This window comes from Chryseobacterium sp. LJ668 (assembly GCF_019613955.1).
GTDB lineage: Bacteria > Bacteroidota > Bacteroidia > Flavobacteriales > Weeksellaceae > Chryseobacterium.
This window is the reverse complement of record NZ_CP080443.1, coordinates 2813060-2831962: the sequence shown is the minus strand read 5'-3', so window position 1 is coordinate 2831962 and position 18903 is coordinate 2813060. Positions and strand designations below refer to the sequence as shown.

The following is an 18903-nucleotide window of genomic DNA, read 5'->3' as shown; positions in this document are numbered from 1 at the left end:
TTCGGGGCTTCAATATATTTTAGATTTTCAGATTAAGCTTTCGCTCCTCTTTCAATTCTTTTTCTTTCTTCTTCAGAAAGTACTTTCTTTCTCATACGGATGAAGTTTGGAGTTACCTCGATTGCTTCGTCACCCTGGATGTATTCCATACATTCTTCAAGAGAGAAAAGTATTTTCGGAGCGATGTTACCGTCTTTATCTTTTCCTGCAGCACGGATGTTGTTCAGCTGTTTTGCTTCTACAATGTTTACTACCATATCATTCGGCTTGTTTTGTTCACCGATCACCATTCCAGCGTAGATCTCCTCGCCCGGATCAACGAAAAACTTACCTCTATCCTGTAATTTAGCAATAGAATATTCAGTTGCAGGACCTTGAGATTTGCTGATCAAAACCCCAACAGATCTTCCAGGAATTGCTCCTTTGAAAGGCTTATAATCTACAAAACGGTGTGCCATAATCGCTTCACCAGCAGTAGCCGTCAACATCTGAGAACGCAATCCGATCAAACCTCTTGAAGGAATTTCGAATTCCAGGTGTTGCATTTCACCTTTAGTTTCCATAATGTGAAGGTCACCTTTTCTCTGTGTCGCCAAGTCGATTACCTTTGAAGCAAATTCTTCAGGAACATCTACCACCATACTTTCGTAAGGCTCACATTTCACCCCATCAATTTCTTTCAGGATAACCTGTGGCTGACCGATCGTCATTTCGTACCCTTCTCTTCTCATTGTTTCGATCAAAACTGACAAGTGAAGAATACCTCTACCGAAAACCAAGAATGTGTTAGCATCTTCAGTTGGTTCAACTCTTAATGCCAAGTTTTTCTCCAACTCACGCATCAATCTTTCTTTCAGGTGATTTGAAGTTACAAATTTACCGTCTTTTCCAAAGAAAGGAGAGTTGTTGATTGAGAACGTCATATTCAGCGTTGGCTCATCAATTGCAGTTCTTGGCAATGGATCCGGATTTTCTAAATCAACGAATGAATCACCAATCTGGAATTTATCAAAACCAACAATTGCACAAATATCTCCGGCTTTCACTTCAGTAACTTTTTTCTTACCTAAACCTTCGAAAACGTATAATTCTTTTACTTTACCTTTTACGATTTTACCATCTTCCTGTGCAAGGCCGATCCATTGTGATTCACTTACAGAACCCTGAATCACTTTACCAATAGCAATTCTTCCCAAGAAAGAAGAGAAATCTAAAGATACGATCTGCATTCTCAATGGACCTTCTTTAGCTTCAGGAGCCGGAACGTGTTCTAAAATCCCGTCTAATAAAGGGAAAATATTGTCAGTTTGTTCTAATGAAGTATTGAACCAACCCTGTTTTGAAGAACCGTAGAATGTTGGGAAATCCAATTGTTCTTCGGTAGCATTCAGGTTATAAAATAAGTCAAAAACTTTGTCATGAACTTCATCCGGACGACAGTTTGGCTTATCTACCTTATTGATCACCACAACCGGTCTTAAACCTAATTCCAAAGCTTTCTGCAATACGAATCTTGTCTGTGGCATTGGTCCTTCAAAAGCATCTACCAATAAAAGTACACCATCTGCCATTTTTAAAACACGCTCTACTTCACCACCGAAATCGGCGTGACCAGGTGTATCAATAACATTTATTTTTGTACCGTGGTACATTACAGAAATATTTTTTGATAAAATAGTGATACCACGCTCTCTCTCCAGATCGTTATTATCCATTATTAAATCTCCAGATTCCTGATTGTCTCTAAAGACGCTTGTTGCGTGGATTATTTTATCAACCAAAGTAGTCTTACCGTGGTCAACGTGTGCGATAATCGCAATATTTCTAATGTTTTGCATGAATGATTTTTACGGGTGCGAAATTAGTGATTTTTAATGAATTAACCATAAAAAGTTTTATTAATTAACAAATTCATAATGAGAAGGTTTGAGCGGTTATGAGTTTTGAGGTATTAATAATGAGATTGAGGATGAGGTTAGACTAAGATGAGAATGTAGATTTTCGGATTACTTTTTACTAGACTCTAAAAGAATAGTTCTCTTACAAAGTTATTCTCATCATTATGTGAAACAAGAAATGTTGCACACAAAAAGACTTGGATAATTCTCTATCCAAGCCTTTATCTTTATGTACTAGTTTGATCAGATACTTTGATCTTCGTGTTTTCCTTCGTTGATTTCCTCTACCAGTTTGGCATTGAAGGCCGGAAGATCTTTTGGGGTTCTGCTGGTAACCAAACCGTTGTCTACCACTACTTCACTGTCTTCCCATACTGCTCCTGCGTTTTTCAGATCCTGACTGATGGAGTTGACTGAAGTTAAATTTCTTCCTTCTACAGCGTTTGCATTAATCAGAATTTGTGGTCCATGACAGATGGCTGCCACAGGTTTGTGCTGGTCGAAAAAATCTCTCACAAAAGTCAGTGCTTTTTCGTTTGTCCTCAACTGATCCGGATTGATGACTCCGCCCGGCAAAACCAAAGCATCGTAATCTGACGCCGAAACCTCATCCAACGTCTTATCAACATCATATTCTTTGCCCCAGTCTTTCTCTGCCCATGCTTTGATGGTTCCAGATTCCGGACTAATGATGTGAGCCGTCCAGCCTTGTTGCTCTAAATGTTCTTTTGGAGATTTTAATTCGCTTTCTTCAAAACCGTGTGTCGACAGGATTGCAATTTTCTTTGACATATTATTTTATTTTTGATGTTATGTCAATGGATAAGAAAAAATGGTGCCGTGGAGGTTTTTAGGAATTATAATTTTTGTTAAAGAGATTGTCTAGATGTTTTTTTAACTAATTTAAATTACGCTCTATACCCTTATGAGTCGAATTATTTTGAATTGATGTTCTCTTGATAAGCTTTTGTAGCTTTAAAACTCTAAAAATCTTCTTTACAATTCTTAAAGATATACTGTTGTTTTTTTGTCTTTGTACTCCCGTTTTGATCATGTTTTTTGAATAACAATTCTTACAAATTTTCTCATCATTAACTCTGATACACAAGGACTGATCTTCAATCATTTAAATATGTTTTTTCTGCAAAAATAAACAAGAGCAGGGAATGCCTACTCTTGTTTTGATTGTTTTATTTTTAAATATTGCTAAAATTCAACAATTTAATCTTTTAAAATGCTCATCACAAACTTTGAAACATTACCACTGATTTTTATAAGTTATTTATCAAAAATTGATTAATAAAGGAAACCAACACTTTTAATACATTATCTACTATTCCTACTAATTAAATCTCATAGAATTGGGTGTTTCTATAACTACATAATATTTTGATTTATCTTTCATCAGTTTCGAGTATTTTTTCCTATATATTTTATTATCCATATTAAATATATTAACTATAATGTATTTTTGATTGAAAAAAATTTAGGGATAATAATTGAATAGATTGATAAATAAGTGTTTTTTGACAGAATTGCTTCAAAAGTTAGATTAAAAGATGATGATTTGTCATCAATCATTGTAGAATAATTATTTTCTGAAATATCAATTGCACCAACATTATAATTTGCATTAATTGATTTCATAGATTAAGATTCAATTTGTAGATTGCTCACAATTAAACATGGTTTTTCATCAATCATAATAAGGAAATTAATTTTTTTTAATTGAGCGTTGCATAAAAATAATAAAAGGCAACAAATCATAACCATTGTCTTTTTCATAATTTATTTTGAATTTCGATTTAAAATATTCTTAATTACAGGTACTGTTAATTTCATTCTAAAATTACCATTTGAGTTATAAACAGCAGCTCCTATAGGTCTACTATCGTTAAAACCTCCATCAGATTTTCTTGAAATATTGGTATTATTACCAACTTCTAATCTTCCTACAATAATATTAGTTGAAAATTTAGTAAATACTTTATCATCAGTTCCCTTAGTTGGGGTTAAAGCGTTAAAAGGATAAGCGTCATTGGGTTCTGAAAATCTATGACAATATTATTTGTTTTTTTATTATCAGTAGACAGAAACTTCCCAAATTGATTAAATGATCATCAGTAGGCATTTGACTTTGTAATTGTCTCACCATATCTTGCGCAGCCTGTCCCGTATAAGTTGTAGCTTCTCTACCATCTGGATCAATAAACATAATCGGGTTGTCTAAAGCATAAGTGTAGGTAGAAAATCTTCTACTTTTCTCTGCCAGCGGATCCACAACACCCCATCTCCCAATATCCGGCATATAGAATCTTGCGCCGTAATCGTACATCCCGGTCTCTTGAAGCTCCTTTCCGTTGTACTTATATTGATAACTAGGGTTTCCTGCCAAAGCATTATATCCTTCATGTTTTAGCCCAAACGGATAATAATTATTTTCTTCAAGAACTTCTATTCCACCCGGACCATTCAGATAACTCAACCTGGTGTTACCCAAATGATCGCTGTAATTGTAAATATACTTATTTTTTTCAAAATCAAAATAGCTTCGTAAGTAGTTAGACTCATTCAGCAGCTCGACGAAGAAGACAAAAGCACCGTCTTTAAAATTATCGGTAAAATGCTTACCACAAAAAAATTTAAAGACTTCTTTAATAAAAGTGTAGCTGCATTATAAAACAAAAAACCTCGCTTTTTGCGAAGTTTTTATTATCTGCCACACGATACAATCGTGCGGTAGCGGGGGGTGAGTGTTCATCGTGTTTCACAATTAAATTTAGATTGGGGATCAATTTTATAATATTGAATATATTTTGAATAATTAGAAACACTTTCAACTAAATTTTCTTTATATCCAAAATTATCTTTTATATAAGTAATTGCTTGCTTTATTTTTAGATTATTGGGAGGACAATTTACGGATTCAAATATTTTTATTTTTCCTTTAGACTTTAAATAAATGTGAATAAATGAGTATCTAATATCCTTTATATAAAAAGCATAAACTCCAGCACTTAGTAATGGCTTATTTTTTACAGAGTCAGATTTTATAGTTTCTTTTACATCAGAAGACAAATCCGTAATATAAAATTTTGCTTGTATATTATTTTCTTTTAAAACTTCATAATATATAGTGTTTTTTATATTTTCATTTATTACATCCTTCATATTTTGATAATCATTATCATTTTTTATTTGAGCCTTACAATTCACAATTATAAGTAGAAACAAACATATAAACTTATTCATGTTAACTTTTTTACATTATTTTAATTAGAATTTAAAAACTTTTCAGCATTGACAGGATCTCTTTTAATTCCAATCTGAACGGCAGTTGTCATTTCGACCTTCGTAGCGGCAGCTTCAGGATCTCTGGAACTGGGTATTCCTTCAGATCGACCTTTAATAGTACTAGTGTCTTCTATATTTAAATTGTGTTCATCTTCGTGTGCATTCGTTACTACCATTGCATCTGCCTTGGTGAAGTTATTAGCTCCTGTGATATTCGCTACATCCACTTGATCTGGGGTGTGATTCCCTCGAAAATCGTAATCGTTGCTTCTTTGTAAACAAAATTCCCATTTGAATCTTTTATATATTCAGCTTTCCCATCCCAAGTATTTGTTTTATCATTCCAATTTAATGCTTTGCCACTTGCGTCATGTGCTTGGTGTAGACCTAATAAACCATTATTAATTTTTTCTGACTTTATTTGAAAATTAGTTTTAGTTTCATTATTAGCAACTCCCATAAATTGAGACATACCCTTGGAACTTCCAGAATCATTTGTCATAGAAGCCATACGTTGTAAATCTTTTGACGCATTAGTACCTAAAACTATTTTACCATTTACCACATTAGCATCAACTCTTTTTCCATCTGTACCAACATAATAATTTGGACCTCGCCCATCAGGATCAATGAAACGTAAAGGATTATCAAAACAGTAATTGTATGGCGACCATCTCCTCATCTTCTCCGCCAGCGGATCAACAACACCCCATCTACCTATCTCCGGCATATAGAATCTTGCACCGTAGTCATACATACCCATCTCCTGAAACTCCTTTCCGTTGTACATATACTGATAAGCAACCTCACATTTTTGAGGTTTTTTTGTTTATCTCCGCAAAGCTGGAGAGTTTTTTATTTACAAAAAAATTGAAATTTTTTTGAAGAATAGTAATTCTTGTATTTAATTATGGTTGAGTCATTTAAAATATACTCATTTGGTGATTCAATACCAGATTGTATTAAATTACTTACAGGAAAAACTTTAAAACTATACTTTTTATTCAAGTCCATTTTTTTGCAAGTAGTTGATTTATTAAAAGGCGGTTTAAAGACTTCAATTATATCATTATTATCTGCAATTAAAACATAAGCTTTTTCATTCTCCTGCATTGCTATAATATTTCGTTTTAAATTAAAAGGTTTTGAACTAATAGTATTTTTTTTAGTTTGGCAACTAAAATTAATAGATATAACTATTAATAAAAAAAGTAAATTCTTCATCTTATTTTCTCAATCTTTTATCGTTAATATCAACCCTATATAACGGTTTTGTTTGTATTTTACCATTAATATCAGTTTTCTTAGCAACTCCTTCCCAATATCTATTAATACTCATACCCACAGTGTCAAAATTTTGTCTCGCCATAATAACGATATTATCATTTGGCATCATTGCTTTTGTCTTATTATGTGCTTCTCTAAACATAGGGCTTTGATTTGCTTCAGTATCAATAGGAACTGAAGTTTTTGTTTCTAAAGCCTTAGATGCTATAAGTATATTTTCTACAACTTCATGTTTCATACCAGTACCAGATCTAGTTCCAGTAAAGTTTTCCGCACTACCTAAAACACTAGGATTAACATATTGGTTACTGATAACTTTACCTGTAGCCTTATCATATGTTGCTCCTCCAAAAGATCCACCCGGAATCAAACCACCATCTGGTGTAATATTGTTATTTTCAGCATGAATTCTAGAGTCTGTATTCTCATTTTTTATTCCATCGTAGATTGCTCTATCACTTTTTGAAAGATTATTATAATCTTCTTTACTCAAATCAGCCGTCGTAACATTTCCGGATTCTTATTAAATTCCATTGAAAGTTTACTACTTGCTTGTAGTTGATCAAAACCTTGTTGAGCCAATTTACCTAAAATATGAATGTCTTTGTTTTCCATTCCATCAGGATCAATAAACCTAATCGGATTATTATAAGCGTAAGTATAGGGTGACCAACGTCTCGAAGTTTCCGCCAGCGGATCTACAACACCCCATCTTCCAATATCCGGCATATAAAATCTCGCTCCGTAGTCATACATTCCAGTTTCCTGAAGTTCTTTGCCATTGTACTTATATTGATAGGTTGGTTACCAACATTCTCTAAAAAAAGAATAATTAGCTCTTAAGTCGCGTGCTAAATTTCCCTCTTTATCGTAATAATATATACTTTTGCCATCTTTTTTTATTATCCAAGCTTTCAAACTAAAATCGGCATAAACCGTATCATTAACTTTCGAGTTAGGTATAATAAAGCAATAGTTATGATTTTTAAATAATTTCGAATTAGATTGTGGTAACTTTTGCACTAAATTTTTAATTTCAAATCGGTCTTGAAACATAATAGCGTGTTCTTGTGTATTATCCCAAAACATTTTCTCACCATAATCCATAAGATACTCTTCTGAGTACATAAATTTAATTACTTTAGTCTCATTTTTATATTTGGCAGGAATTATTTTTTCTTTTTCAAAAGAAATTGTAGATAATAAAATGACGGAGAAAAAAAACAATATTGTTTTCATGGTTTAGCGTTTATTGTATTTGACGTAGGTCCTGTTGTAATGACAGGAAATCCACTATGATTTTTTCTAATTACAATATTGGGATAAATCTTCTTTAGATTCATATCAATCTGTTGGGAAATTCCATTTACTCTTTTTTCTTCAGCATTCCTAAAATATGGTGAACAATATTGAGTGCTAAGATCATTCTGTCTTACGGCATGTTTACTAGCATTAGTGGCGTAACCGTAAGCGTGTCCAATTTCATGACCTAAAGCATGAAGTGGAGTGGCAACTTTTAAACCTTTTAAATCATTCTTTTCATATTTTGCTTTCAAATCTTCATAATTTAAATCATTTTTATCGTCGAAAAGTACTCCAACATTAGATTTAAAGATAACTGATCCGATATGGGTAGATGGCTCATATTTTTGGTCTTTTGTTACTCCACTTTTAAACTTGGTTAAAGTATTATCATTATGATCATCAAACACTGACAATTCTCTTTTGTCATTAATTATGTTTTGGATTAGGTTAACTTCTTTGCCATCGACATTTATATTGGATGCTTCATAAAGTACATCTAAAACTTTATAAGTATCTTTCAAATAATCTGGCATATTTAATTTGTCATAATCTCTACCTTTTTTATAAGTATAGTCATCACTATATTGATTGTTCAAACCGAAATAAATTCGAATATAATTTCCATCGGGATCAATATATCGTATAGGATTATTTATGGCATAATTATATTCACCATTGTTTGTGTACTTTTCTGCATAAGCATCTACGACTCCCCATCTTCCAATATCCGGCATATAAAACCTTGCGCCGTAATCATACATTCCGGTCTCCTGAAGTTCTTTACCGTTGTACTTATACTGATAAGCATTCGTTGTAGTTGCTGTATAATTATGCATCAATCCAAAAGGATAATAGTTATTTACTTCTACAATTTCTCCGGGTTTCCAAATGTCAATACACACTACATTTCCATCTCCCATATCGGTGCATTCTCTTACATTAATATCTCGACTTTTGTAGCAATCCATACTGAATTTATAGTCTTATAAATTTTAGAGATCCTTCTATTTAGATTTCGTTTCACTTATTTTACAATCATCTGTTCTCCATTTACCATCTGAATTTTTTATCGTTGTTTCTACAAACACACCTTCATTTTCAATTTTATATAATAAATAAAACTCATTTGCACTAATTTTTTTGTAATTCCTAATTTCTATCCATGTACTATTATTGTTCTGATATTTTTTCCCATAATTAACTTTATAATCGAAGCACATTATAGTTCCTATTAAAGGACTATTTTTACCTGATAATAAATTTATTGTTCTCCTTTCCTCAATTTCAAAATGATAATACTTTTCAACTTCTGGACAAATGTTCAATGCTATTTCAATTAATTTTGAATAATCTTCCTGAACGACTTCTTTTTTTTCTGGATTGCAGCTGATTAGTAATAAAAATAAAAAAATAGTTTTCATAAGTTATTTTTTGCTTTTTAATATATTTTCTTCCTTACGTTTTTTTATATCTATCTTGTCATTTACTTTTTTTTCTTCATATTTCTTCCATTCGTTTTTTGCCTTAAAATTTGCATCGAAAATTTTTGAATTAACAACCTTTTTAAAATGACTATTGAAGCGGGTTCTAATTTCCTCTGAATTGGAATATTGTACACTTTCTCCAAAAGCTTGTTCTTCAAAGGCTTCACCTTGTTCCACACCTTCTTCATGTTCATTGAATCCAGCAGCGTCATTTCCTCTATGTACATCTTCATGCATTATTGTAGAAGCGAGTAGAAATATTACATTTAATTGTGAATCTTCGGAGAATTCTGATGCATTATCAGTTGTAACTGCATTTATTTCAAATTTTCCAGATCCCTTGCCGTTGGGCGTATATTGTCCGAATGCTCTTCCAAACAAATCCTTACTTAAGGTTAACACAGGTCCTTTACCATCGGTAAAATCATTCATTATTTGAGAGCGGCTTAAATGTCCTTTAGACATCATAGCTTGAAGTACTTTTTTGTCTTGTAGTAACATTTTAGCCATATTTATTGCCCTTTGTATTATAGCACGTTGTTCTTTAGTTGCGTTTGGATCAATAATAAATCTTCCATCAGGGTCAATATATCTCATGGGATTATTTACTGCGTAATTATAAGTAGAATGCCTTCTGTATTTTTCGCTTAAAGGATCTATTTGTGACCATCTACCAATATCGGGCATATAAAATCTTGCGCCGTAATCATACATTCCTGTTTCCTGCAACTCCTTACCGTTGTACTTATAATTCTTAAAATTAGCAGTACCGAAGTAGGATTATTTTCATTAACGGAATTGAGTCTATTCTCTTATCTTACTCGGTTACAATATTTAATCTTCCTATACAGTCTATAAATTCTATCTTTTTATCTTCTTTAAGATGTGGAATCCCTTCTATACCGTCTTTGATTTCTTCATATTTTATTCTTACAATACCATAATTATTTACTTTTTTGTCTGCAAAATAATAGTTTTGGACATAAGTAGATGGTTTTGGGGTATACTCATCTATTGCTAAACATTTTTTTAAATCGCTTGCTTTATTTTGAACTACCAGTTCATACCTAAAATACTCATTAAGATATTTCTTCTTAAAGTCTTGCATAGAAACTTTCTTAGAATATAATACAAAATTACCATCTTTGATTTTCATATATGAAAGGCTGTCAGCCTTTAATTTGTAATGGCTGTCTGTTATCTCGCAAACCTCTGTATTATTTACCACAATAATTCCGTTATAAAATCCTTCTTCATCGTGAAAACCATCTTCTATGTATATATGGGAATATTTCTTATCAGGATTTATATTGCAAGATTTCACACCTAATAATCTATATTTTGAGAGTGCGGTTTTCATACCTTTAAGCTCAATAGAATCCAAATCACCAAAAGAAACATAATTATTATTCAGTAAATAATCATTCATTTCTTTAAGGGACTTCTTTTCTTGAGAAAGACAGGAATAAAATAAAATAACACTCAACAATAAAATAATTTTTTTCATAAAATAATTTTTAAATTATTACTTACCTCGACTTTTAAATTTTTGCATATGAAATACTGCTGCTGCACCATTATAATTATACCTATTTTGCAATATCGTACTATTTACATTAAGGACACTTTGAACACTAGGAGTAGGAGATATTTGACCTCCATTTGAATTATAATAAATACTACTTCCCGCATTATCTATTAACCTGCTTGCTTTTGAAGGAAATACATTACCAGCACCATCTATAATTTTTCCATAATGTGTTCTTAAAGGAAGGCCTGATTCAGCTCTTACAATATTTTCTACGTGTGTACCATATATTTCCGCTGTGGTACTATTAGGTCCAAATCTTGTATCGGATTGAGAGTTTACTCCTAAAGCATAGTTTTCGTAAATATGCCCCATTTCGTGTGCTATTGTTGTATATAAAGGAGAATATTTAGCATCATTACCCGAAGTAGTCAAAACCCCTTTGGTTGATGATGTATTTAATTCAATTATATTGCTTATGCCATATTTTATTGTGAACCACCATTAGTATAATTAAAATAAATATCTCTTACTTTTCCATCTTTACCTTGTGCCTGGTCAAAATATCCAATCATTTCATTTCCTATTGAAGTATTTTTGTCTAAATAGTTTAATCCTGCTACAGTCTGAGTAACATAATCAGATAATTGCGTATTTGCATCTATATTCGTCCATTTTCCGTCTACTTGATTCTGTGTAGCACCATTGTGATATCTATATTGTGTCCCATTTTGGTCATTGATATAAATCCATTCTCCATTTATATCAATAAATTTAGAGGGGTTATTTGCCACATAACTATAAGGAGAAATAGGAAAGTAATTCTCACTATAATTGTCTACCACACCCCATCTACCTAAATCCGGCATATAGAATCTTGCGCCGTAATCATACATTCCGATTTCCTGCTGTAGCTTCTTACCGTTTTTTTTATTTTTATAAAATTAGGATATTGAAATTTCAATACCCTAATTTTTCAACATTACTTCAATTTAGAAGTATAAACTTTTTGTCCTAAAAAAGATAGCAACTCCACTAAATGGTTACTCTTTTTAATTGATTTTTATAAGGTGTCTATTCTTAAACATCTATTAACAAAGGAAACCAACACTTCTGATACATTACCATTATTCATTTATAATATTTCCTTCCTCGTCAACTTCACTTTCTAAATATCCAATAACTTTATCCCAATCTTCACTTAAATAAAATGTTCCATAGTATTTTTGACCTAATATACTTACAAATCTTAGCTGTTCTTTAGAATAATTTTCCAAACCTAATATTAGAGTGTTAATTTGTTTTGATAATTTATTGTTACCCTCCCTTGTAGCGGTATACTGTCTAATCTTATACACTCCTATTAAGTTTTCCCTTTCAAAATTATTACTATCACTTATTTTAATTTTATATTCTTCAATATTGCCTAAAGAATTTCTTTCTTTTTTGATTAATTTAAAAATATTTTCTGATGTTAACATAATAGATTACTTTTTTATTTTGATCATGGTGAAACATATTTAACTTTAGCACCATATGTAATTCCTGGCACTAACCACTCTGATTCTGCCGGATTGAAAGGGTTTGGAGTGGCTTGTCCTGTCCTAAATGTTTTAGACATAATAATTCCCGGAACCCCGTTTTTATAAAGTGCTGTACCTGTAGCAAAATCTCTTGCAGTATTTATATTACTTGTCCAACTAGTCCAAATGCTAAGATTATCTCCTCCAGCATGTAATTCCATGTCACTATGAGGTCCCCATGTAGCAGCAACCTGTCTAAAGCCATTTGGTATTGCAATTCCCTGCATTGCTTCAAAATACATTGAACCTTTTGCTTTTGATGATATACCTCTATATAAAGTTATTGTTTGTTGTGGATTATCACCAGTTGTCGTTATAGGTATACTCTTAGGTAAATCTCTTGTCCAATTAAATTCCGGTTCTTTAATCATTGCAGGGTAAAAAATTGCTGCAGCTGTCATCCCCGCAGTCGAAAATATTGTTGCAACTGTAGCTTCCATACTTGCAGCTATTTCAGCAACTACCCCCTCGGAAATTAGAGGTCCTACTTGCACGGGAGGTATCCTTGTTATGGTAGCACCTGCTGCAAAAGTTGTAATGCCTGCCCCTTTATTTCCTCCAAAAAGATTGCTGAAGAAGTTTCCGATTGATTGCCAAACTGAAGGACCGCTATTTCCTCCAGAACCAGCACCGCCGCCGCCGTTAATAATGGCTCTTGACTCCAAAACCTGAGCAGCATTCATCTCATTTCCTTCGTAATCGATATATTTTCCTAATTCAGCATTAAAATATCCATATCCTACATTCTGCCACGTTCCCCCAAGCTGCATCATGGTATCCATCGCATTTCTGCCATCAGGATCAGTAAATCTCATCGGGTTGTTCGCAGCGTAATGATACGGTGAGAATCTGTATTCATTTCCCCTAACGGGTCAACGACTCCCCATCGTCCCAAATCAGGCATGTAGAAACTTGCTCCGTAATCATATTAATTATTATTGTCATAATAAAGCCAATCTGTAACAAAATCATTACAACCACTGAATAGATAAGTATCAAATGATAATTTAAATCTATATTTTTTCTTTTCCTTAAAGGCTTTTGTTATTCTCCCAGGAATAATTTGAATATCATATTTTTTTATTCCTTCTTTTTTTAAAGAAAGAGTTTTTCCTAAACATTTCTTAACATCTAAACATGTTGCGCCATCAAAGCTATAATTAGTGTCAAGGAAATCTTTTTCTCCTTCATCATACACTTGTATATCTGTTGGTCTTGCCCAATATTTATTGAACTCTACAGGGATTTTTATTTTTTTTTCGCCCATATTTTTAATAGAAAAAGTTATACTGCCTTTTTCTGAAAGACAATTATTTGAAAAAGAAAGTCTGCATGCTTGCTGAGCAGATAGAAAATTTAATAGAAATAGAAAAATAAATTTGTACATAATATTATTTATTAAAAAAATAAGTTTTCATAAAATCATTATATTGTGATTGATATTCGTTAATAAGATTTGGATTCTTTTTCATATAGTCATAAAACGTTTGTGCTTTCTTCCAATATCCTTCCATCTCTGTAAATGAAGCATTAGGAATATTTTTATTAAATATAGTATCATGATATGCGAGAAATTCTCTAACTTCATAAATATTCAAACTACCAGCAAAACCTAATACAGCCCGTTGATGTACATGGATAAACTCATGGTGAACAACCCTAATAAATGCTTCAGCTGAATTGTTGAAAATTTTCGTAGAAATGGTTACGGTTTGAAGTCCATATGCACTGCCTTCAGTTAAACCAGAAAATTCGTCAGCATTTTGGTAAAACATAATGTATTCGCCTTTAATGTTTTCGTCTAAATTATATTTAGAATTTACTAAATCAAATGCACCTTGATAATCTTTAGCTCTAACAAGAGTCCTAAATAGTTTTCTGGTTTCTTTATCTACTTCAGTAGTTTTCAATTGGTTGATTAAACTCAATAAACCAACAGCAGATCCACTATTTCCGAAAAATTTTTCTATAAATGAACCGCTACCAGCTCCGCCACCGCCATTTATAATACTTCTCGTTTCCAGAACCTGAGCCGCATTCATCTCATTTCCTTCGTAATCGATATATTTTCCTAATTCAGCATTAAAATATCCATATCCTACATTCTGCCACGTTCCCCCAAGCTGCATCATGGTATCCATCGCATTTCTGCCATCGGGATCGATGAATCTCATCGGGTTGTTTAATGCATAATGATAAGGTGAGTGTCTTGTGTTTAGTTCCGCTAAAGGATCTACAACGCCCCATCTTCCCAAATCAGGCATATAGAATCTTGCGCCGTAATCATACATTCCTCTTGAAACTCTTTACCGTTGTATTTATTTTTATAAAATTAGGATATTGAAATTTCAATACCCTAATTTTTCAACATTAGCTCAATTTTGTCCTAAAAAAGATAGCAACTCCACATTAAACTTTGATCAATACAACAAACAAACACTTCTGATACATTACCCCCACTTTCACAAACCATTACCTTGTGTAAAATCTCTTTTCAATTTATTTTTAAAATCTTCAAAATTAGAATGAAAAAAATACGGAGGAGGTGTAGAAAAACGAAATATCAATTCATCCATAAAAAAAGCTACTCTTTCCCAACAATTATCTTCGTATTCATCATAATTATATTTATGATGAATACTCTTGCTAAATTCAATAAAATCCTTTTCTGTCAAATCGTATTTATTTTTATACAAATTAATATATTCAAATATTGAAAAGAAAAAATCTCTATATTGATCTAAAGTTAGCTTAGAAAGATTTTCCGGATTAAATTCAATATATAATTTTTCTAAAATTTTTCTTATAATAATATCTCTTTTTTCCATATATATTAAATTATCTTACAGGTTGCCAAGCAGGGGCAGTACTTTGAATAAATGTTCTAAATGCTCCTATATTCATAGGTATCGCAGGACGAATCTGTCCATAGTTTGGAATTGAAGGATTTAAAACAGGTAATCCTACTAAACCAAAAGTTAATAATGAATTTGCTGATACTCTAAAAAGTGTTCCTTTACCTCTGCTAAAATCAGGAATATCAGACGGTATTACATTACCATATCCTACAGTGACAGAAAGTCCATTTGAAAAAAGTGGTGTTATCATGGTAGAACTAGAAAGATTATTAACATCTCTATCTCTTAAACCTAATTTATCTAAACCTTCTCCAACCATAGGCATACCATTCACACTCCTCATATTTCTATAAAAATACAATTTTTCAGAATCTGGTTTGTCTGTTGTTGTAATCGGAATATCTCTTGTTAAACCTCTCGTCCAGTCAAATTCAGGTTCTGCAATCATCGTAGGCATTAAAACTGCTCCAAGTGTCATGGCTCCTGTAGATGCAATTGTTGCAATTATAGCTTCCATACTTGCCGCTGCTTCTGCAACGACACCTTCAGAAATTAGAGGTCCCACCTGTACAGGAGGTATTCTCGTCACAGTTGCTCCTGCAGCAAAAGTTTTAATACCTGCTCCCTTACTACTTCTTCCAAAAATATTATCTAAGAGATTGCCAATAGATTGCCAAAATCCATTTCCGCTGCTGGAACCACCGCCAGAACCAGCACCGCCACCACCATTAATAATGGCTCTTGACTCCAACACTTGAGCAGCATTCATTTCGTTACCTTCGTAATCAATGTATTTACCGAGTTCAGCATTAAAGTAACCATATCCTACATTTTGCCACGTTCCGCCAAGCTGCATCATGGTATCCATTGCGTTTCTGCCATCAGGATCAGTAAATCTCATCGGGTTGTTCGCAGCATAATGATACGGTGAAAATCTGGTATTCATTTCCGCTAAAGGATCTACAACTCCCCATCTTCCCAAATCGGGCATATAGAATCTTGCTCCATAATCATACATTCCGATTTCATCCTGCATTTCCTTACCATTGTATTGATACTTATAGTTCAATCCTGTAGGATTATAGACAGGACCGTTATGCTTTAAGCCAAATGCGTAATAATCGTTTTGCCCTACAATGATTGCCTCGTTACCTTCTCTTGCAAAACTTACTCTTACGTTACCTAAATGATCATTGTAATGGTAAATATAACGATTGTTTTCGAAATCAAAATACCCTTCTGAAGTAGCAAAAAACTTTAATGCAGATGGCACCATAAAACCGGATTGGTCATCACTGTACTGAAAGCCATCAATATAGTCAGTCGTTGCAAAAGCATCAATTTGTTTTCTTCCTGAGAAATAATGATGAACTTTTTTGATCTTTACCCCATCTGCACGGTAAGAATAGCTCAGGTTCTGGTAAACATTTCCGCCGGCTCTTACCACAAAATTGTTAAACTTAATATAAGAAGGTAAATTTAGGTCATTGTATTTTATTTCAAGAATCCCCTTGTCTACGTGATTGGTCATGTTCCCGTTATCATCATACGTAATGGTATGTCCTGATGTATCGGGATACCCGCTGTAATTGTTTTTATAATCTACCACAGAAGTCAGCCTGTTACCGGTATTGTAAGCATACACTAGATCATCGATTTCCTCTACAAAACCATCATACCCTTTTTGGTTTCTTTTGAGGTCGGTGATGTTTCCGTTGCTGTCATAATGCATGGTTTCGTTATACAGTCCGTTTTGCGGAAGACTGGCATTGGGCTCCTGATACAATGCTGCTGTCAATCTGTTGTACGAGTCGTATTGGTAGCTGTACTTCTTCAGCACGTCATCTCCTGCATGTTTCCAGATCATTTCGGTAATGTTTCCGTTGTAGTTTGCCGGAGCTACAGATGCGTCGGAGGTAGAAGCAAATTTCAGCTCATATCCAAATAACTTACCGGCAAGATTTGAAGGATCATTCACCTTGATCATCGCACCACGGATGTTATAGGTATAATCTATACTTTGCAGGTTATTTCCTACTTTTTTATTGGTCACCTGACCCAGCTCATTGTAGGTGTAGTCTGAAAGAAGCTCTTCTGCATTGCTGTTTACTTTGTGATAATGCTGTCTGAGCCTGAAATTGTTGTCATAAACAAACCTTTCATTAATCACGACTTCCGTATCTGAATTTGTTTTTTTATGATAGGTATTGGCAAACAGTACGGCACCGGAAAAATCAAGTTGCTTTTCCGTTTTTGTGTACCCGCCTAAATAATTCTTACCCTGGCTTCCGATTGATCGCCCAGATCTGTCATACCAAATATGAGTAGAAGACCATGCGTCGTCATCCAGATTCTTTACCATAGATGCTGTAGGCATAGATTTCAAGCTTCTGATACTGGTCACTCCGTTCTGTGTCATGCTGTATGAGCCTGTAAGAGTAACTTGCAGAAGAATACTAAAAGGCGCTACAACCGTATTGTTAGCATTCGTTCCCGGATACGTATCATAATAGTTGACGGAATACGGTACAAAACTTACAGAAGGATAAGCAGTACTGGTATAAAATATTTGCTGACCGTTGAGCGTAAAGGAAGTAGTACTGCGTGTTTCGTTGTTGAGTCCTTTAGCATTGGCATTGCTCTGCTCCTCTGCTCTGGTTCCGCCCGTAAAAACTCCGGTATATAACACCCTCCCGAACTGATCATATCTGGTGAAATTCCACCTGTTGGGATGAGTCGCATTGTTTTTCATATTGGCGTCCTGTGAGGCTACGAGGCGGTTTTGCTGATCATAGACCATATATTCCCAGCCTTTACCGGGAAGCTTTTTCTCTACCTGCCTGAATCGGTTGTCATAGACGTACTGATAGCAGAGATCGTCTAAGATTCGCGGTGTTACAGCATTACCATTGGCAGTGATCTTCTCATTTCCTTTCGGTGAGATCACAAAGGCAAGCTGGCCGTAATTATTGTAGACATAATAAGTATCAAGCTTTCCCGATGCACTTTCTTTTCTTAGAAGCACCGTCTTACCTTCAGAGTTTTTAAAATCTACTGTGATCTTTCCGTCTTCGTCAGTTACTTTATTTTTAGACAGTTGGTTAGCATCATAAAAAGAAACATTACTTATAGAAGTCGTTAATATACCGTTATTCCATGCGGAAGTGGTATTGAATCTTTTTACCTTATCAGCTTCTGTATTGGTAAGATATTGCATTTTGGTGGTATGCCCGGAACTCATTGCCCATTCCGCTCCGGGATTGGCAACTTCAAGTACTCTTCCCAAAGGTGATGTTTCCAGTTTTTGCTCGGAGTATGAATTGGCAACGCCATAATAGCTGTTGACAGAGTTTTCATCAATCGTATGGATCGCTGAATTTCCTGTCGCAACAGGAATCGGAAGAAATGTTCTGGTCTGTCTGCCAAATTGATCGTAAGTTACAGGTACGGCAAGGTCCTGTCCCAGAGGAGTGGCCTTTACCTGGACAATCTGTTTAGCTCTACCCAAACCATCAAAATACTGTACAGTTTCAGATTTTTTGCTGCCGTCTTCAGATAGGTATACTTTGGTGTAAACATAATTTTCACTTGTTGTCAATGACTGCGCCCAAATACAATGAGCTACAAACAACAAAAGTGTGATGATTATTTTTTTCATGATTTGAT

The 18903-nt window shown here is 33.7% G+C and carries 21 protein-coding genes and 3 pseudogenes; all 24 read right to left on the bottom strand.

The window, feature by feature from the left end:
• Nucleotides 1-32: 32 nt before the first annotated feature.
• Nucleotides 33-1838: a translational GTPase TypA gene (gene typA / locus K0U91_RS13190; protein ID WP_219969282.1), complete on the bottom strand. Its 1806-nt coding sequence runs from the start codon at nucleotides 1836-1838 to the stop codon at nucleotides 33-35.
• Nucleotides 1839-2141: 303 nt separating this feature from the next.
• Nucleotides 2142-2690 carry a type 1 glutamine amidotransferase domain-containing protein gene (locus tag K0U91_RS13185; protein ID WP_219969283.1) on the bottom strand — a complete coding sequence of 183 codons (549 nt, stop codon included), beginning with the start codon at nucleotides 2688-2690 and terminating at the stop codon, nucleotides 2142-2144.
• A 666-nt stretch (nucleotides 2691-3356) separates the two neighbouring features.
• Nucleotides 3357-3545 (bottom strand): hypothetical protein, encoded by a 189-nt coding sequence (locus K0U91_RS13180; protein ID WP_220179086.1) that lies wholly within the window; start codon nucleotides 3543-3545, stop codon nucleotides 3357-3359.
• 406 nt (nucleotides 3546-3951) lie between these two features.
• Nucleotides 3952-4383 (bottom strand): RHS repeat domain-containing protein, encoded by a 432-nt coding sequence (locus K0U91_RS16305; RefSeq protein ID WP_408912591.1) that lies wholly within the window; start codon nucleotides 4381-4383, stop codon nucleotides 3952-3954.
• 272 nt (nucleotides 4384-4655) lie between these two features.
• Nucleotides 4656-5150, bottom strand: coding sequence for a hypothetical protein (locus tag K0U91_RS13170; protein ID WP_220179085.1), 495 nt, complete (start codon nucleotides 5148-5150; stop codon nucleotides 4656-4658).
• 20 nt (nucleotides 5151-5170) lie between these two features.
• Nucleotides 5171-5419, bottom strand: a complete 249-nt coding sequence (locus K0U91_RS13165; RefSeq protein WP_220179084.1) for a hypothetical protein — start codon at nucleotides 5417-5419, stop codon at nucleotides 5171-5173.
• Between the two features lie 386 nt (nucleotides 5420-5805).
• A pseudogene (locus K0U91_RS16385) lies at nucleotides 5806-5994 on the bottom strand (RHS repeat domain-containing protein); the annotation flags it as partial.
• Nucleotides 5995-6047: 53 nt separating this feature from the next.
• Nucleotides 6048-6416, bottom strand: coding sequence for a hypothetical protein (locus tag K0U91_RS13155; protein ID WP_220179082.1), 369 nt, complete (start codon nucleotides 6414-6416; stop codon nucleotides 6048-6050).
• A gap of 1 nt (nucleotide 6417) precedes the next feature.
• The gene (locus K0U91_RS13150; protein ID WP_220179081.1) at nucleotides 6418-6972 is read right to left on the bottom strand and encodes a hypothetical protein; all 555 of its coding nucleotides are present in this window, start codon (nucleotides 6970-6972) and stop codon (nucleotides 6418-6420) included.
• A gap of 119 nt (nucleotides 6973-7091) precedes the next feature.
• Nucleotides 7092-7277 (bottom strand): annotated as a pseudogene (locus tag K0U91_RS16380) (RHS repeat-associated core domain-containing protein); the annotation flags it as partial.
• A gap of 6 nt (nucleotides 7278-7283) precedes the next feature.
• Complete coding sequence (locus K0U91_RS13140) at nucleotides 7284-7718, bottom strand: hypothetical protein (protein WP_220179080.1); 435 nt, start codon at nucleotides 7716-7718, stop codon at nucleotides 7284-7286.
• Nucleotides 7715-8752: an RHS repeat-associated core domain-containing protein gene (locus K0U91_RS13135; protein WP_220179079.1), complete on the bottom strand. Its 1038-nt coding sequence runs from the start codon at nucleotides 8750-8752 to the stop codon at nucleotides 7715-7717. Before K0U91_RS13135 ends, K0U91_RS13140 begins: the two co-directional genes overlap by 4 nt.
• A 36-nt stretch (nucleotides 8753-8788) precedes the next feature.
• Nucleotides 8789-9205 (bottom strand): hypothetical protein, encoded by a 417-nt coding sequence (locus K0U91_RS13130; RefSeq protein WP_220179078.1) that lies wholly within the window; start codon nucleotides 9203-9205, stop codon nucleotides 8789-8791.
• 3 nt (nucleotides 9206-9208) lie between these two features.
• A complete protein-coding gene (locus K0U91_RS13125; protein WP_408912593.1) occupies nucleotides 9209-9865 on the bottom strand; it encodes a hypothetical protein in 657 nt (218 codons plus the stop codon).
• Nucleotides 9839-10030: pseudogene (locus tag K0U91_RS16375) on the bottom strand (RHS repeat-associated core domain-containing protein); the annotation flags it as partial. The gene K0U91_RS13125 and the pseudogene K0U91_RS16375, both read right to left, overlap by 27 nt.
• Before the next feature lie 55 nt (nucleotides 10031-10085).
• On the bottom strand, nucleotides 10086-10775 hold the full coding sequence (locus K0U91_RS13120) for a hypothetical protein (RefSeq protein ID WP_220179076.1): 690 nt from the start codon (nucleotides 10773-10775) through the stop codon (nucleotides 10086-10088).
• A gap of 18 nt (nucleotides 10776-10793) precedes the next feature.
• Nucleotides 10794-11231, bottom strand: coding sequence for a type III secretion system effector protein (locus tag K0U91_RS13115; RefSeq protein WP_220179075.1), 438 nt, complete (start codon nucleotides 11229-11231; stop codon nucleotides 10794-10796).
• A 53-nt stretch (nucleotides 11232-11284) separates the two neighbouring features.
• Nucleotides 11285-11692 carry an RHS repeat-associated core domain-containing protein gene (locus tag K0U91_RS13110; protein ID WP_220179074.1) on the bottom strand — a complete coding sequence of 136 codons (408 nt, stop codon included), beginning with the start codon at nucleotides 11690-11692 and terminating at the stop codon, nucleotides 11285-11287.
• A 231-nt stretch (nucleotides 11693-11923) separates the two neighbouring features.
• Nucleotides 11924-12277, bottom strand: a complete 354-nt coding sequence (locus K0U91_RS13105) for an enoyl-CoA hydratase (RefSeq protein ID WP_220179073.1) — start codon at nucleotides 12275-12277, stop codon at nucleotides 11924-11926.
• Between the two features lie 23 nt (nucleotides 12278-12300).
• Nucleotides 12301-13194, bottom strand: a complete 894-nt coding sequence (locus K0U91_RS13100; RefSeq protein WP_220179072.1) for a hypothetical protein — start codon at nucleotides 13192-13194, stop codon at nucleotides 12301-12303.
• Nucleotides 13195-13307: 113 nt separating this feature from the next.
• Nucleotides 13308-13766, bottom strand: coding sequence for a hypothetical protein (locus K0U91_RS13095; protein WP_220179071.1), 459 nt, complete (start codon nucleotides 13764-13766; stop codon nucleotides 13308-13310).
• Between the two features lie 4 nt (nucleotides 13767-13770).
• The gene (locus K0U91_RS13090; RefSeq protein WP_220179070.1) at nucleotides 13771-14670 is read right to left on the bottom strand and encodes an RHS repeat domain-containing protein; all 900 of its coding nucleotides are present in this window, start codon (nucleotides 14668-14670) and stop codon (nucleotides 13771-13773) included.
• Between the two features lie 171 nt (nucleotides 14671-14841).
• Nucleotides 14842-15207, bottom strand: coding sequence for a hypothetical protein (locus K0U91_RS13085; RefSeq protein WP_220179069.1), 366 nt, complete (start codon nucleotides 15205-15207; stop codon nucleotides 14842-14844).
• Nucleotides 15208-15217: 10 nt separating this feature from the next.
• Nucleotides 15218-18895, bottom strand: coding sequence for a DUF6443 domain-containing protein (locus K0U91_RS13080; RefSeq protein WP_220179068.1), 3678 nt, complete (start codon nucleotides 18893-18895; stop codon nucleotides 15218-15220).
• Nucleotides 18896-18903 lie beyond the last annotated feature (8 nt).

Bases quoted from the DNA above. Each gene is read 5' to 3' on its own strand.
- K0U91_RS13090 (WP_220179070.1), bottom strand. From the start codon at position 14,670: ATGTATGATTACGGCGCAAGATTCTATATGCCTGATTTGGGAAGATGG.
- K0U91_RS13105 (WP_220179073.1), bottom strand. From the start codon at position 12,277: ATGTTAACATCAGAAAATATTTTTAAATTAATCAAAAAAGAAAGAAAT.
- K0U91_RS13095 (WP_220179071.1), bottom strand. From the start codon at position 13,766: ATGTACAAATTTATTTTTCTATTTCTATTAAATTTTCTATCTGCTCAG.
- K0U91_RS13100 (WP_220179072.1), bottom strand. From the start codon at position 13,194: ATGAGATTTACTGATCCTGATGGCAGAAATGCGATGGATACCATGATG.
- K0U91_RS13130 (WP_220179078.1), bottom strand. From the start codon at position 9,205: ATGAAAACTATTTTTTTATTTTTATTACTAATCAGCTGCAATCCAGAA.
- K0U91_RS13080 (WP_220179068.1), bottom strand. From the start codon at position 18,895: ATGAAAAAAATAATCATCACACTTTTGTTGTTTGTAGCTCATTGTATT.
- K0U91_RS13135 (WP_220179079.1), bottom strand. From the start codon at position 8,752: ATGGATTGCTACAAAAGTCGAGATATTAATGTAAGAGAATGCACCGAT.
- K0U91_RS13180 (WP_220179086.1), bottom strand. From the start codon at position 3,545: ATGAAATCAATTAATGCAAATTATAATGTTGGTGCAATTGATATTTCA.
- typA (WP_219969282.1), bottom strand. From the start codon at position 1,838: ATGCAAAACATTAGAAATATTGCGATTATCGCACACGTTGACCACGGT.
- K0U91_RS13140 (WP_220179080.1), bottom strand. From the start codon at position 7,718: ATGAAAACAATATTGTTTTTTTTCTCCGTCATTTTATTATCTACAATT.
- K0U91_RS13110 (WP_220179074.1), bottom strand. From the start codon at position 11,692: ATGTATGATTACGGCGCAAGATTCTATATGCCGGATTTAGGTAGATGG.
- K0U91_RS13155 (WP_220179082.1), bottom strand. From the start codon at position 6,416: ATGAAGAATTTACTTTTTTTATTAATAGTTATATCTATTAATTTTAGT.
- K0U91_RS13125 (WP_408912593.1), bottom strand. From the start codon at position 9,865: ATGAGATATATTGACCCTGATGGAAGATTTATTATTGATCCAAACGCA.
- K0U91_RS13120 (WP_220179076.1), bottom strand. From the start codon at position 10,775: ATGAAAAAAATTATTTTATTGTTGAGTGTTATTTTATTTTATTCCTGT.
- K0U91_RS13085 (WP_220179069.1), bottom strand. From the start codon at position 15,207: ATGGAAAAAAGAGATATTATTATAAGAAAAATTTTAGAAAAATTATAT.
- K0U91_RS13185 (WP_219969283.1), bottom strand. From the start codon at position 2,690: ATGTCAAAGAAAATTGCAATCCTGTCGACACACGGTTTTGAAGAAAGC.
- K0U91_RS13170 (WP_220179085.1), bottom strand. From the start codon at position 5,150: ATGAATAAGTTTATATGTTTGTTTCTACTTATAATTGTGAATTGTAAG.